Genomic DNA, 15,472 nt, shown 5'->3' on the forward strand with positions numbered 1-15,472 from the left:
TTTTATAGATACTAATTATGAGCGATTTAATATTTAAAGTACACGGAGAAAGTGCTTCTCCTGCGAAATTCATTGCCAAAACAAGGAATTTTAGACTAATAATAGACGAGCCAGAAGATTTAGGTGGTACCGATGAAAATGCCAATCCTGTTGAATATGTTTTAGCGGGTTTAGCTGGATGTGTAAACGTAGTTGGACACTTGGTGGCTAAAGAATTAGGGTTTACAATTAATACCTTAAAAATAGAAGTTGAAGGAAGTATAAATCCAAATAAACTTTTTGGAAGGTCTAATGCTGAAAGAGCAGGATTTAAACAAATTAGTTTAAAGCTAATTCCAGATACAGAAGCGCCCATTGAAACATTGGTAACTTGGTTGAAAATAGTTCAAGAGCGCTGTCCTGTTAAGGATAATTTATTGAACGCGACGCCAGTAAGTTTGGAGGTTGAAAAACAATATGCCATTTAAAGCATGTCAAAATTAGAACACATCCAAATTCCACATTTCAAATTAGAGATTGGTAAGACAGTTACTTTAAAATTGTCTTACCAATTATTTGGAAAACCTTTAGGTTCAGCCCCAATTGTGCTTGTTAACCATGCGCTTACGGGAAATAGTAATGTGTCTGGAGCCGATGGTTGGTGGAAAGATCTTATTGGAACAGCTAGAGTTATCGATACGCAGGTATATACGGTTTTAGCGTTTAATATTCCGGGTAATGGTTATGATAATTTTATCATTGAAGACTATAAGAGTTTTGTTGCCAAAGATATTGCAGCACTATTTTTAGTGGGGTTAAAAGCACTTAAAATCCATAAGTTATTTGCCATTATTGGCGGCTCTTTAGGTGGTGGTATTGCTTGGGAAATGTTAGTACTGAAACCAGATTTAGCATCACATTTTATTCCAATAGCTACCGATTGGAAAGCAACGGACTGGCTTATTGCCAATTGTCAAATCCAAGAACAGTTTTTAGTTAATTCTAGCAATCCGGTACACGATGCGCGCATGCATGCCATGTTATGCTATAGAACGCCAGCCTCATTTAAGGAGCGGTTTCAGCGAACTAAAAATACCGATTTACAGATGTTTAATGTCGAAAGTTGGTTGTTGCACCACGGTAAAAAATTGCAAGAACGCTATCAGCTGGCATCTTATAAATTAATGAACCAATTATTAAAAACAATTGATGTTACTAACGGCGGTGAGTATAGTTTAAAAATTTTAGATGGCATTCAGGCCAATATCTATATTATAGGTGTCAATTCGGATTTGTTTTTTACAGCTGAAGAAAACCGCGAAACACAAAAATATCTAGCCTTAACACATCCTAATGTGACTTATAATGAAATCCATTCCATTCACGGACACGATTCGTTTTTAATAGAGTTCGAACAGTTAGAAAAAATTATTTCAGGAATTTTTAAACCTGAAACAAAAAGAAATAGAATGAAAGTATTAAAATTTGGAGGGAAATCTTTAGCAAATGGCAACGGATTAGAAACCGTGCTTTCCATTATTGAAGCTAAAGTAAAAAACAAGCAGAATATAGCAGTTGTTGTTTCTGCTAGAGGAAATGCCACCAACCAATTAGAAGTTATTCTAGAAAAAGCAGCTGCCAAACAAATATATAAACCAGAATTGGAAGCATTTAAGAGCTACCAAATGGAACCTTTAAAGTCTATTGATTTTTCTGAAGAATTTTCCAAAATAGATACACTTTTAGAAGGCGTAAGCCTACTTGAAGATTATAGCGAAAAAATTAAGGATGACGTATTAGCACATGGTGAATTACTCGCAACAAAAATTGTTACACAATTATTACAGGAGCGACACATAAAAGCACATGCAACAGACGCTAGAACTTTAATAAAAACCGATGCTAACTTTGGGGATGCGCAGCCTATTTTAGCTGTTTCTGAACAAAATGTAAAAGCGCATTTTGAAAAATATAATGGTGATACTGTTCATATTGTTTCCGGGTTTATTGCTTCCAATTTAAAAAATCAAACAACTACTTTAGGTCGGAACGGTAGTAATTATACAGCGTCCTTACTCGCTAATTATTTAGATGCCGAGGAATTGGAAAGCTACACACATGTAAATGGAATTTATACGGCTAATCCTGAATTAGTCGCCGATGCTAAAACAATTAGTCAATTATCTTATGAGGAGGCAAATGAGCTTGCTACGTTTGGAGCCACAATTTTGCATGCGAAAACAATTGTACCTTTAATTGAAAAAAACATCAATCTTCGAATTTTAAATACGTTTAATTCGGAAGGCCAAGGAACTTTAATAACATCTAAATCAACAGTGGATGGCATTAAATCGCTTTCAGTTTTAGATCATGTATCTTTAATAAATTTTGAAGGCCGAGGACTTTTGGGAAAAGTAGGTGTGGATGCTAGAATATTTAAAACCTTAAGTACACATCGTATTAGCGTCAGTATTATTGCTCAAGGCTCGTCAGAACGTGGAATTGGTTTTATTGTTTCCGCAAATAGAGCAAAAGATGCGGTTGTTGCTTTGGAACATGAGTTTGAGCTTGAATTTCAAACGAATGACGTGCATAAAATTTCAATTATAGACGATGTTTCCGTTATTTCAATTATTGGATTGGATTTAAGTAAATTTCATCAACCCTATAATGCGCTTATAAAAAACCAAATTGTGCCTTTACTATTCAACAATACCATTTCTGGCAAAAATGTGAGTTTGGTGGTTAAAAAAAATCAATTGCATAAAGCTTTAAATGTTATTCACGGGCAGGTATTTGGCGTAGCAAAAAAAATAAATATCGCCATCTTCGGTAAAGGCTTGGTTGGAGGAACACTTATTGAACAACTATTAGAAAATACAGCGTCTATTTTAAAGCGAAGGAACATTCAGTTAAAGATATTTGCCATTGCAAACTCAAAACAAGTGCTGTTGAATGCTTCAGGAATTAGTGGAAATTGGAAACAAGATTTAGAGTCTGAAGGTCTTACTAGTACACAGGTAGAAACCATTATTGATTACGCGAAAAAACATCATTTAGAAAATTTAATTGCCGTAGATAATACAGCAAATACTGATTTTATTGATAATTACATCCCATTAGTGGAGGCTGGTTTCGATTTGGTGTCTTCTAATAAAATTGCCAATACGGTTTCTCATAATTTCTATAAAACCTTAAGAGCTAAATTAGTCGAAAATAAAAAAGAATATCTATATGAAACTAATGTAGGTGCAGGATTGCCTTTAATAGATACCATTAAATTATTACATGAATCTGGTGAAAACATTACAAGAATAAGAGGTGTTTTTTCTGGTTCCTTAAGTTATTTGTTCAATACATTTTCATCTGAAAGTAGACCTTTTTCAGAAATTCTTCAGGAAGCCATTGATGAAGGATACACGGAGCCAGATCCAAGAGAAGATTTATGTGGAAATGATGTGGCTAGAAAGTTATTAATCCTAGCTCGTGAGTTGGATTTAGAAAATGAATTTGAAGATATTCAAATAGAGAACTTAATTCCTCAAGAATTTAGGGATATTCCTGCTTCTCAATTTTTAGGAAATTTGGATGCTTTAAACACAGTTTTTCAAAATAAAAAAGAGTCACAAAAATCAGATCACGTCTTGAGATATATTGGTGATTTGTCGGGAGATTTATTTAAAAGTAAAGGGCAGCTAGACGTGCAATTGGTTTCTGTGCCAAAAACTTCACCTTTGGGAGCATTAAAAGGTTCGGATGCTATTTTCGAAATATTCACCGAGTCATATGGCGAAAGGCCTCTAGTTATCCAAGGTGCTGGTGCTGGAAAGGCAGTTACGGCTAGAGGTGTCTTTGGAGACATTTTACGATTGGCTAAAAACAGCAACTAACAGAATTGAATTAATTACCAAAAAGGGAAATTAAACTGATTTTTTAATTAATAAGTCAAATTTATAAGCAGAAAAAATAATGTGTATTTATATGATTAAGAATCCTTATTTTTGACGAAACATGACGTATTTATGAAAATATCAAAATTAGCCGAAGGTTTAAAAGGTTCGGAGATTATTAAAATTGCTGGTGAAGTCAATGCTTTAAAAGCACAAGGGGAAGTGGTTTACAATCAAACTATTGGCGATTTTGATTCAGGAATTTTTCCCATTCCTGATGAGTTGAAAGCTGAAATTGTTACGGCCTACAATGATAACCAAACCAATTATCCGCAGGCCAATGGTATGGAAGCCTTGCGTGTTAGCGTTTCTAATTACTTGTTGCGAAATTTAAAATTAGACTATTCAAAAGATGAAATCTTAATTTCAGGAGGAGCAAGACCTTTAATCTACGCAGTTTATCAAACTATTTTAGATTTGGAGGATACCGTTTTGTATCCTGTGCCTTCTTGGAATAATGATGCCTATTCCTATTTAGCTCGTAATAAAGCTGTGGTTGTCGAAACCAAGGTTGAAAATAATTTTATGCCAACAGTTTTTGATATAAAACCGCATATTCAACAGGTTAATTTAATTGCTTTATGTTCGCCTTTAAATCCTACAGGAACAACGTTTACTAAAGAAGCGCTTTTAGAAATTTCAGAACTCGTTATTGAAGAAAACAAACGTCGAGCCAGCCAGGATGAAAAACCACTTTACATATTATACGACCAAATTTACTGGCAGTTAACTTATGGCGAAACTATACATTACAACCCTGTAGAATTGGTGCCTGCCATGCGGGATTTTACCATTTTTATTGATGGAATTTCTAAAGCATTTGCGGCAACAGGTGTCCGTGTTGGTTGGGCTTTTGGTCCTGTGCATGTTATTAATAAAATGAAAGCCTTATTGAGCCATATTGGTGCTTGGGCTCCCAAAGCAGAACAGTTGGCAACGGCCTCGTATTTAAATCAGACGGAAGTAGTTCAAGATTATTTAACACATATTAAAACCGAATTGAACGATAGATTAATTTCCTACTACCAAGGTTTTAACGCACTACAAACTAAGGGATTTCCTGTGCGTGCCATTCAACCCGAAGCTGCTTTGTATTTAACGGTTCAGTTTGATTTAATAGGAAAAACAACGCAAGAAGGGACAACCCTTAAAACCATTCAAGAAGTAACAAGTTTTCTACTGCATGAAGCAAAATTAGCTATTGTCCCTTTTTATGCTTTTGGGACTTCTACAGATTCCAATTGGTTCAGATTATCAGTAGGAACAGCGAGAAAAGAAGATATTGAAACGGTTTTTGAACTGCTAGAAAATGCACTTCAGAAATTAAAATAAGATGCTTTTAAGAAATTACATACATTTGCGCCACAAGTTTTAGAATGAAGCACCTGTTTACTTTTTTATGTAGTATTGGTTTTGCTGCGCTTTTTGCACAAGATAAACCGACGAATTCCTATTTCGACTTAAATTATTTTAAAGGAAATATAGCCCTTCATAATAATGATATTTTACACCTTATTAAAGGACATCCGGAAGGTTTTATATTAAGTTGGAATAAAAAAACTTTTGGAAATGAAGATTGGGAACAGCGCTATGGCTATCCAGATTATGGTGTGTCATTTGCTTACCAAGATTTAAAGAATGATGTTTTAGGAACTAACTATTCGCTTTATGCCCATTATAATTTCTACTTTTTAAAACGGAATTTAATGTTGCGCATTGGGCAAGGTTTAGGCTATACAACCAATCCGTATGATAAAGTGGAGAACCCTAGAAACAATGCCTTTGGAACATCCCTTTTAAGTAGCACCTATTTGATGTTGAATTACAAGCGCGAACGGATTTTTGATAAGTTTGGTCTTCAAGCTGGATTTAGTTTAATTCACTATTCCAACGCAAACGTGAAAGCGCCCAATACCAGTGTTAACTCCATTACATTTAATCTAGGTGTTACTTATAATTTAGATGAAGAAGATTCTGAATACCAATACACCATTACCAAAGAAAAATTTACGGAACGCATTAAGTATAACATTGCTTTTAGGAGTGGAATTAATGAAAGTGATGTAGTAGGAAGTGGTCAATTTCCATTTTACATTGTTTCGGCTTATGCTGATAAACGTTTAGGACATAAAAGTGCCATTCAGTTTGGTGCAGATGTGTTTTTTTCCAAATTTCTAGAGGAATTAATTTATTATAAATCCGTTTCATTTCCTGAAGAGAATGTTACAGGTGATGAAGATTGGAAGCGGGTTGGATTATTTGTAGGTCACGAATTATTTATTAATAAAATGTCCATTGAAACCCAATTGGGCTATTATGTGTATTATCCGTATGATTTTGAAGGACAAACCTATATTCGTATTGGATTGAAACGCTATTTTGGCAAAAAATGGTTTGGCGCATTAACCTTAAAATCTCATGGTGCTAAAGCCGAAGCTGTTGAATTTGGTGGCGGAATCCGATTGTAATTTATGATTAAAAAACTCACATATCTCGTTGTATTATTTGTACTTTCTTCATGCAGTAGTGAAGATGCAAACGATTGTTTTCAAAACACAGGAACAACGATCCAGCAAACAGTGTTTGTTTCAGATTTTGAACGCATTTTAGTTAATCGTGATGTGGAACTTATTTTAAACGAAGCTCCAGATTTTTCCGTAATTATTGAAACGGGTGAAAATTTATTAAACGATGTGGAAGCAATTGTTGTTGGTAATCAACTACAATTAACCGACAATAACACCTGTAATATGGTTCGGGATTATGGTACAACTAAAATTTATGTGTCGGCTCCAAATATTAAGGAAATTAGAAATTCCTCACAGTTTGATGTATCATCAAATGGGGTATTGAATTATCCTGAATTAAAACTTATTTCTGAAAATTTTAAAGAACCCGATGCGTTTACTATAGGTAATTTCAGAATGACGCTAAACACCACAGATTTAATAGTGACGTCCAATAACTTATCCTCCTTTTATATATCTGGAACCGCTGAAGATGTTATTATTGGATTCTATTCTGGAATAGGCCGTTTTGAAGGTCGCGATTTAATGGCTCAAAAAATGCGTGTATATCATCGTGGTAGTAACGATATTATTGTGAATCCTATACAAGAACTTAAAGGTGATTTGTATGGAACAGGAAATCTTATTTCCGTAAATACGCCGCCAACGCTTGAAGTTACACAGCATTATCAGGGTCGTCTTATTTTGGAGTAGTATTATTTATTGGCTGTTAACTCCCGAAACAAACTTTCCAAACTCGCATTTTTCTGATTTAATTGCAGAATTTTCAATTCGTTATCATGAGCAAAATCAAACACATGAGAACGCATATCTTCAGCGGTTGCAAAAGTAATTTCATAAATAAAATCATGCACATTCACAACGTCTTTTACATGCGGTAATTTCTCTAGAAAAACGGTTTCTACACGATAATCAAATTCCACGATTACTATCTGTTCTTTATCGTCGCGCAGTTCTTTTAATGTTTTATTTGCTACAATTTCACCTTTATTGATAATAATAACGCGGTCGCACATGGCTTCCACTTCTTGCATAATATGTGTAGACAAGAACACCGTTTTTTCCTTACCTAAGGATTTAATTAAATTCCGAATATCCACCAATTGGTTTGGATCCAGACCCGTTGTAGGTTCATCTAAAATCAACACATCCGGATTGTGTAATAAGGCATTTGCTAAACCCACACGTTGCCTATATCCTTTGGAAAGTTGACCAATTTTTTTATGGGCTTCAGGCGTTAATCCTGTTAATTCAACTACGTATTGAATACGCTTTTTATCCACACCGTAGACTGATGCATTAAATGCCAAATATTCCTTCACATATTGGTCCAAATACAACGGATTGTGCTCAGGTAAATACCCAACACTTTGCTGAACGTTTTGTTTTTCAGAATTAACATCAAAACCATTTACTTTGGCGTTGCCTTCCGAGGCCTCAATAAAGGTGGTTAAAATTTTCATCATGGTTGATTTTCCAGCACCATTAGGTCCTAAAAAACCCACAATTTCCGATTTATTAACTTTAAAAGAAACTTGATTTAACGCTTTTTGAGAGCCGTATAATTTGCTGATGTTTTCAACTTCAATAGACATAAAGTAAATTCGTTTTTTCAAAAATAACATATAAATATGAAATGGAACGTACAACGAAAACCTTATATTCTTAAAATAAATAAAAAAGATTTTGTTTTTTCATTTTATTAACTACTTTAGCCTTTCGAATTATGAACACAAGTACGAATAACACATATTACAATTGGTATTATTTCTTTTTTAACAAAAGGAACGAGACGCTGTATGTGTAATTTTTAATCATAAAATTAAACTATTTAAAGTCTCGATGTTAATCGGGACTTTTTTTGTTTATACTAGTTTGGTTTTGAAATGTAATAAAGAAAACAACATGACAAAGGCAGTAGCCATACAAGGAATACAAGGGTCATTTCATCATATTGTTGCACAGCAATATTTTGGAGATTCAGTCCTATTATTGGAGTGTTTATCATTTGATGAAGCTGTAAACTCCTTATTAAACAAGAAAACAGATGCCGTTGTTATGGCGCTTGAAAACTCTATTGCCGGATCTATTATTCCCAATTATGCATTAATTGATACGCATGATTTACATATTGTAGGCGAGCAGTATTTGGATATTCAACACCATTTAATGGCTTTGCCAAAACAAGAAATTCAGGATATTAAAGAGGTGTATTCGCATCCTATGGCTTTGTTGCAGTGTAAAGCATTTTTTAAAACACATCCACATATAAAGTTAATTGAAGATAAAGATACAGCTGAAGTGGCTCAACGCATTCAAACGCAGCAATTAAAAGGTGTTGCAGCTATTGCAAGTCAATTAGCAGCCGATTTATTCAAGTTAGAAGTTTTAGCTAAAAGCATTCAAACCATTCAGCATAACGAAACTCGTTTTGTGATTGTAAAACGTGATAATGCAGACTTTTCGAATGAAGAAACCAATAAAGCGTCTTTAAAATTCGAATTAGAACACAAACGTGGCAGTTTAGCAACTATTTTAAATGTGATGAGCGATTGCCAATTAAATTTAACCAAAATACAATCGCTTCCAAAAATTGAAACTCCTTGGAAGTATGCTTTTTTTGTGGATGTCACTTTTGATGCCTATAGCAATTTTCAAAAAGCAAGCTCAATACTAGAAATTATGGCCCAAGACTTCAAAATCTTAGGACAATACAAACACGCAAAATAATGATTGAATTAGCCAATCGCTTACAAACTGTAGAAGAATACTACTTTTCGAAAAAACTACGAGAAGTGGCATTACTCATGGCAAACGGAAAGCCTATAATTAATTTAGGTATCGGAAGTCCGGATTTAAATCCACCACAAAAAGTGATAGATACTTTAACGGATAGTTTTAAACATCCTAAAGCTAATCAATATCAAAGCTATCAAGGGTTGCCAGAATTTCGTGAAGCCATTGTGTCTTTTTACAGAGATCAGTATGATGTGTATTTAAGTCCTTCCACAGAAGTCCTTCCATTAATGGGAAGTAAAGAAGGTATCATGCATATTTCTATGGCATTTTTAAACCCGGGAGATCAAGTGTTGATTCCTAATCCAGGTTATCCAACCTATACATCGGTCACTAAATTAGTAGGCGCGGAACCTGTTTTTTACGATTTAACGGAATCTTCAAATTGGCTTATAGATATTGAGGCGTTGGAAGAACAGGATTTATCTAAAGTAAAAATTATGTGGGTTAATTATCCCCACATGCCAACAGGAACGAATGCAAGTAATGCTTTTTTTACGCGACTTATTGCATTTGCCAAACGGCATAATATTTTAATAATTAATGATAATCCATACAGTTTTGTTTTAAACAAGGAACCAAAAAGTATACTTCAAATTGCAGGCGCTAAAGACGTGTGTTTGGAGTTAAACTCGTTGAGCAAAACCTTTAATATGTCTGGTTGGCGCGTAGGAATGGTGCTTGGAAGAGCAGAATATATAAACGCTATTTTAAAGGTGAAAAGCAATATGGATTCTGGTATGTTATTTGGCATTCAGAAAGCAGCTATTCAAGCTTTAAATTGCTCTAAATTATGGCATGTAAGTCTGAATCAGGTTTATGAAGAACGACGGCAACTTATTTGGAAATTGGCTGATGCACTAAATTGTACCTATAATAAAAACACGAGTGGCATGTTTGTTTGGGCCAAATTACCACCTTTTGTGAAATCGGAAGAGTTTGTAGATTTATTATTAAAAGAGAAAAACATTTTTATAGCACCAGGAACCGTTTTTGGAAGTAATGGTGAAGGTTATGTGCGTTTTTCATTATGTGCAAGTACCGAAATAATTGAAGAAGCGTTAGCTAGAATTTAATACTATGAAAAACATATATATTATTGGTGTTGGGTTAATTGGCGGAAGTATAGCCAAAGATATCAAGCATTTGAATCCTGAAATTACCATTTTTGGAATCGATACAAATGAAGACCATTTAAATGACGCTTTAGCATTAAAAATAATTGATGAGAAAGCAGAGTTTGAAGATGTAAAACATGCAGATGCCGTTATTTTAACCATTCCTGTAGATGCCGCCGTAACGGTTTTACCAAAAGTATTGGATTTAGTGCTTGATAATGCTTTGGTTATGGAAGCAGGCTCTACTAAAGTGGCTATTTGTAAGGCTGTTGAAAATCATCCAAAACGGCGAAACTTTTTAGCAACCCATCCTATTGCAGGAACGGAATTTTCAGGCCCAAAAGCAGCATTAGCTGGTTTATTTCAAGGAAAAACAAATATTATTTGCGAAGTAGAAAAAACAGCGTTTCAATTGCAAGAGCGTGCATTAAGTATTTTCAAAATTATGGGTATGCGCATTCGGTATATGAATCCGGAGGCACATGATAAACATATTGCTTATGTATCGCATTTATCCCATATTAGTGCGTTTATGTTAGGGAAAACGGTTATTGAAAAAGAAAAAAATGAACGCGATATTTTTGATATGGCAGGAAGTGGGTTTGCATCTACAGTGCGATTGGCAAAAAGTTCGCCAGACATGTGGACACCCATTTTTAAGCAAAATAAAACCAATGTTATAGAAACTTTAAACGAATATATTCAAAACTTAACCACGTTTAAAACCTATTTAGAAACGGATCGTTTTGAGGAAATTCACAAAGAAATGTCGGATACAAATTACATTAAAGATATATTAAACGGAATACAATAAGCTAAAATCAAATTCCAAAAATTAAAATCCAAAACGGATTTACTTTAATAGCAATTGGAGTTTGTTTTTTCGAAATAAAAAAAGAAGATTATGGAAAATAAAAAAGAATTAGGAACCTGGTTACATAACTTCGGATTAGATCATCCGTTAGTAATAGCTGGGCCTTGCAGTGCAGAAACAGAAGAACAAGTTTTAAAAATAGCCCACCAATTAAAAGATACAGATGCTACAGTTTTAAGAGCAGGAATTTGGAAGCCACGCACAAGACCTGGGAATTTTGAAGGTGTTGGTGCTTTAGGTTTAAAATGGTTGCAAAAAGCTAAAGAAGAAACGGGGATGTTAATTGCAACGGAAGTAGCTAATGCCAATCACGTGGAATTAGCGTTAAAACATGATGTTGATGTACTATGGATTGGTGCACGCACAACCGTTAGTCCGTTTATTGTTCAAGAAATTGCAGATGCTCTAAAAGGAACGGATAAACCTGTTTTAGTAAAAAATCCTGTGAATCCAGATTTGGCTTTATGGCTTGGCGCTGTGGAGCGTTTTTATACGGCTGATATTAAAAATTTGGGTGTTATACATCGCGGGTTTTCAACCTATGAAAAAACACGTTACAGAAACAATCCAGAATGGCAATTACCAATCGATTTGCAAAATCGGTTTCCAGATTTACCGCTAATTTTAGATCCATCGCATATTGCTGGGCGTCGTGATATTATTTTCGATTTATGCCAAACGGCCCTCGATTTAAATTATGATGGTTTAATGGTAGAAACCCATTTTGATCCAGACAATGCGTGGAGTGATGCTGCCCAGCAAATTACACCAGCAACGCTGGTTCAGTTTATGGACGATTTAAAGATTAGAAAAGAAACAGGTGAAGCCACCGAATTCAAAAATAAAATCAATACCATGCGAACGCAAATTGATGTAATTGACCATCAATTAATTGATATGTTCGGCAAGCGTATGAAAGTAGCTGATGATATTGGAGCGCTTAAAAAAGCACATAACGTTGCTGTTTTACAAACTAAACGTTGGAATGAAATTTTAGGTAAAATGATTCTCCAAGGCGAAGAAAAGAATTTAAGCGAAGAGTTTATTTTACGAGTTTTTAAAGCCGTACACCAAGAATCGATAAACCATCAGGAAAAAATTATCAATAAGTAAATCATGTGTTTTTTTACCGATTAATTTTTCACTAAAAATTAATATCGCATCTTTGTAATAATGACAGGAATCGTTTATAAATCTACAGGAAGTTGGTACACCGTAAAAACGGATTTAGGTGCCGTTTACCCATGTCGTATTAAGGGTAAGTTTCGAATGAAAGGAATCAAGAGTACCAATCCGGTAGCTGTTGGTGATCGTGTGGATTTTGATCTGGATTATGACAATAACGAAGAGCCTGTTGGTGTGATAACCCTAATTCATGATCGGAAAAATTATATTGTTCGAAAATCGGTTAACCTATCCAAACAAACCCATATAATTGCTGCCAATATTGATCAGGTTTTTTTATTAATAACCATTGATAATCCACCAACATTTACAAGCTTTATCGACCGGTTTTTGGTGACGGCTGAAGCGTATTCCATCAAAACGATTCTGCTTTTTAATAAAGTAGATACCTATGACGAAGACACGTTGAATGAGGTGAAATATCTAGCACATGTATATCGGAAAATTGGCTATGATTGTATTGGTATTTCGGCAACAACTGGAAAAAATATTGAAAAGGTTAAAGGTTTAATGACCGGGAAGGTTAGCATGTTTGCTGGACATTCAGGAGTTGGAAAATCTACTTTAGTCAATGCCATTGAGCCGGAATTGGATTTGAAAACAAAAGCTATTTCAGCGCAACATTCGCAAGGGCAACACACAACAACTTTTGCTGAAATGTTCGACTTAAGTTTTGATGCCAAAATTATTGATACGCCAGGCATTAAAGGTTTTGGTGTGGTAGATATGGATAAGGAAGAAGTTAGTGATTATTTTCCAGAGTTTTTCGCCTTAAAACAAGACTGCAAGTTTAATAATTGTATTCATGTAGAAGAACCACATTGTGCTGTTAAAGATGCCTTGGAAGCTAATGACATTGCCGCATCGCGTTACCGAAGTTATCTACAAATCCTAGAAGGTGATGAAGATCATTTCCGAACGGAAGAATGGATGAAATAATATTTAAAAACCAATCACTATTATTCCCCAAAAATTAATTTCTTATTTACATGAAAGCAGTTATTCAAAGGGTTTCTCAAGCAAGTGTTACAATTAATGATGATAAAGTAGCGTCTATAAATACTGGTTTAGTGGTGTTATTAGGCATTGTAAATGACGATGCAGCCGAAGATATTACGTGGCTTTCCAATAAAATTGTGAATATGCGTATTTTTCCAGATACAGAAGGCGTCATGAACAATTCCATATTAGATAATCAAGGTGATATTATTGTAGTCAGTCAATTTACGTTACATGCCAATACAAAAAAAGGTAACAGACCCAGTTATATAAAAGCGGCAAAGCCAGATGTGGCTATTCCGTTGTATCAGGATTTAATTAAGCAAATGGAGACGGTTTTAGGAAAACAGATTCAAACGGGTGAGTTTGGTGCCGATATGCAAGTGGCATTAATTAATGATGGCCCTGTTACGATTATTATAGATACTAAAAACAAAGACTAATGAATATTGAAAATGCACAATTAGCCGTTGATGAATGGATAAAAGAACATGGTGTTCGGTATTTTAACGAGTTGACCAATATGGCACAACTAACTGAAGAAGTTGGGGAAGTTGCTCGAATTATTGCCCGTCGTTATGGCGAACAAAGCGAAAAAGAAAGCGATAAAAATAAGGATCTAGGCGAAGAGTTAGCCGATGTTGTTTTTGTGGTTTTATGTTTAGCAAACCAAACGGGTATTGACTTGCAAGCTGCTTTTGATAAAAAATTGGATATCAAAACCAAACGCGACCATGAGCGTCATCAGAATAACCCGAAGTTGAAGTAGATTATGAATCTCAAACTCCAAAAGTCAGTAATCAAAAACCAGCAATCTCCAATCAATATTACGGGTTCTAAAAGTGAATCCAACAGATTGTTATTGCTGCAAGCCTTGTATCCTGAAATTCAAATTCATAATCTATCCAATTCAGACGATACGGTTTTTATGGCAAAAGCGTTGTCTTCAGATTCAAATACTATAGATGTGCATCATGCTGGAACCGCCATGCGATTTTTAACGGCTTATTTTGCGGTTCAAGAAAACCGAACGGTGACCATATCAGGTTCCAAGCGCATGAAAGAACGTCCCATTCAAATTCTGGTTGATGCTTTAAATCAATTAGGAGCAGATGTTTCTTTTCTTGAAAACCTTGGATTTCCACCTTTGCAAATAGAAGGTCGGAAACTAACTAACAATCAAGTGACTGTTAAAGCAGCTGTAAGTAGTCAATATATTTCGGCTTTATTACTTATTGGATCTAAATTGGAAAATGGATTATATGTAACGTTAGATGGCGAAATCACGTCCATTCCATATATAAAAATGACCCTTCAGTTACTCAATCAGATTGGTGTGGAAACCTTTTTTGAAAATAATATTATTGAAATTAAACCATTAAAAAAAATAAAAAACAGCGAATTAACCGTTGAAAGCGATTGGTCTTCAGCTTCCTATTTTTACAGTTTAATAGCTTTAAGCCATATGGAAACTGAAATTTCGTTAACATCGTATAACATGAATAGTTTACAAGGCGATTCTGTTTTAGCTAAAATTTACAAACAATTTGGAGTCTCAACATCATTTCAGGAGAAAAGCATCACACTAAAAAAAGTAGCTAAAATAAATTCTTCTGTAAACATAAAATTAGATTTAGTTAACGCGCCAGACATTGCTCAAACCATTGCTGTTTCCTGCTTCGGTTTAGGAATAGCGTGTCATTTAACTGGTTTACATACGCTCAAAATTAAAGAAACGGATCGGTTAGTGGCTTTAAAAACAGAATTAGAAAAATTAGGCGCTACTGTAATTATTACGGAAGATAGTTTGCAATTAAAAGCAACGTCCACCATAAAAAAAGATATTGCCATAGATACCTACAACGATCATAGAATGGCTATGGCTTTTGCGCCATTAGCTTTAAAAACGGACCTGGTTATTCATGATGCTGGCGTGGTTTCAAAATCATATCCGTCATTTTGGAACGACTTGAAAGCCACTGGAATTAGGCTATCTGAATAATAAATGGCTAAATACTTGACAACGCCTACTTTCAGGTTGTA

At 34.6% G+C, this 15,472-nt stretch carries 14 protein-coding genes; 13 read left to right on the forward strand and 1 reads right to left on the reverse strand.

Translation table 11 applies throughout. The features are described from left to right. Positions 1–17 precede the first annotated feature (17 nt). The 5 genes from ACFPH8_RS05045 (at position 18) to ACFPH8_RS05065 (ending at position 7,150) form a co-directional block, all read left to right on the forward strand. Entirely contained in the window at positions 18–467 is a 450-nt protein-coding gene (locus tag ACFPH8_RS05045; RefSeq protein ID WP_376858965.1) for an OsmC family protein, read from the forward strand. A 3-nt stretch (positions 468–470) separates the two neighbouring features. Beyond that, complete coding sequence (gene thrA, locus ACFPH8_RS05050) at positions 471–3,869, forward strand: bifunctional aspartate kinase/homoserine dehydrogenase I (protein ID WP_376858967.1); 3,399 nt, start codon at positions 471–473, stop codon at positions 3,867–3,869. Positions 3,870–4,001: 132 nt separating this feature from the next. Further along, complete coding sequence (locus ACFPH8_RS05055) at positions 4,002–5,261, forward strand: pyridoxal phosphate-dependent aminotransferase (RefSeq protein ID WP_376858969.1); 1,260 nt, start codon at positions 4,002–4,004, stop codon at positions 5,259–5,261. Positions 5,262–5,305: 44 nt separating this feature from the next. Beyond that, positions 5,306–6,397, forward strand: a complete 1,092-nt coding sequence (locus tag ACFPH8_RS05060) for an acyloxyacyl hydrolase (RefSeq protein ID WP_376858971.1) — start codon at positions 5,306–5,308, stop codon at positions 6,395–6,397. Positions 6,398–6,400: 3 nt separating this feature from the next. Then, a complete protein-coding gene (locus ACFPH8_RS05065) occupies positions 6,401–7,150 on the forward strand; it encodes a head GIN domain-containing protein (RefSeq protein WP_376858973.1) in 750 nt (249 codons plus the stop codon). A gap of 2 nt (positions 7,151–7,152) precedes the next feature. On the opposite strand, the gene gldA is transcribed toward ACFPH8_RS05065, so the two are convergent. Continuing rightward, positions 7,153–8,052: a gliding motility-associated ABC transporter ATP-binding subunit GldA gene (gldA, locus tag ACFPH8_RS05070; protein ID WP_376858975.1), complete on the reverse strand. Its 900-nt coding sequence runs from the start codon at positions 8,050–8,052 to the stop codon at positions 7,153–7,155. Between the two features lie 310 nt (positions 8,053–8,362). Between gldA and ACFPH8_RS05075 the strand changes: the two genes are divergently transcribed. From ACFPH8_RS05075 to ACFPH8_RS05110, 8 genes are all read left to right on the forward strand, one after another. Beyond that, a complete protein-coding gene (locus ACFPH8_RS05075) occupies positions 8,363–9,187 on the forward strand; it encodes a prephenate dehydratase (protein WP_376858977.1) in 825 nt (274 codons plus the stop codon). Then, positions 9,187–10,329: a pyridoxal phosphate-dependent aminotransferase gene (locus tag ACFPH8_RS05080; protein WP_376858979.1), complete on the forward strand. Its 1,143-nt coding sequence runs from the start codon at positions 9,187–9,189 to the stop codon at positions 10,327–10,329. The genes ACFPH8_RS05075 and ACFPH8_RS05080 overlap by 1 nt, the downstream gene beginning before the upstream one ends. Before the next feature lie 4 nt (positions 10,330–10,333). Further along, complete coding sequence (locus ACFPH8_RS05085; protein ID WP_376858981.1) at positions 10,334–11,185, forward strand: prephenate dehydrogenase; 852 nt, start codon at positions 10,334–10,336, stop codon at positions 11,183–11,185. Positions 11,186–11,275: 90 nt separating this feature from the next. Further along, positions 11,276–12,358 (forward strand): chorismate mutase, encoded by a 1,083-nt coding sequence (locus tag ACFPH8_RS05090; RefSeq protein WP_376858983.1) that lies wholly within the window; start codon positions 11,276–11,278, stop codon positions 12,356–12,358. 60 nt (positions 12,359–12,418) lie between these two features. After that, a complete protein-coding gene (gene rsgA / locus ACFPH8_RS05095; protein WP_248397807.1) occupies positions 12,419–13,369 on the forward strand; it encodes a ribosome small subunit-dependent GTPase A in 951 nt (316 codons plus the stop codon). Between the two features lie 50 nt (positions 13,370–13,419). After that, positions 13,420–13,872, forward strand: a complete 453-nt coding sequence (dtd, locus tag ACFPH8_RS05100) for a D-aminoacyl-tRNA deacylase (protein ID WP_376858986.1) — start codon at positions 13,420–13,422, stop codon at positions 13,870–13,872. Then, positions 13,872–14,198 (forward strand): nucleotide pyrophosphohydrolase, encoded by a 327-nt coding sequence (locus ACFPH8_RS05105; protein WP_066248482.1) that lies wholly within the window; start codon positions 13,872–13,874, stop codon positions 14,196–14,198. The genes dtd and ACFPH8_RS05105 overlap by 1 nt, the downstream gene beginning before the upstream one ends. 3 nt (positions 14,199–14,201) lie before the next feature. Beyond that, complete coding sequence (locus ACFPH8_RS05110) at positions 14,202–15,431, forward strand: 3-phosphoshikimate 1-carboxyvinyltransferase (RefSeq protein ID WP_376858988.1); 1,230 nt, start codon at positions 14,202–14,204, stop codon at positions 15,429–15,431. Positions 15,432–15,472 lie beyond the last annotated feature (41 nt).

The organism is Bizionia hallyeonensis (assembly GCF_042657385.1).
Lineage (GTDB): Bacteria > Bacteroidota > Bacteroidia > Flavobacteriales > Flavobacteriaceae > Algorimicrobium > Algorimicrobium hallyeonense.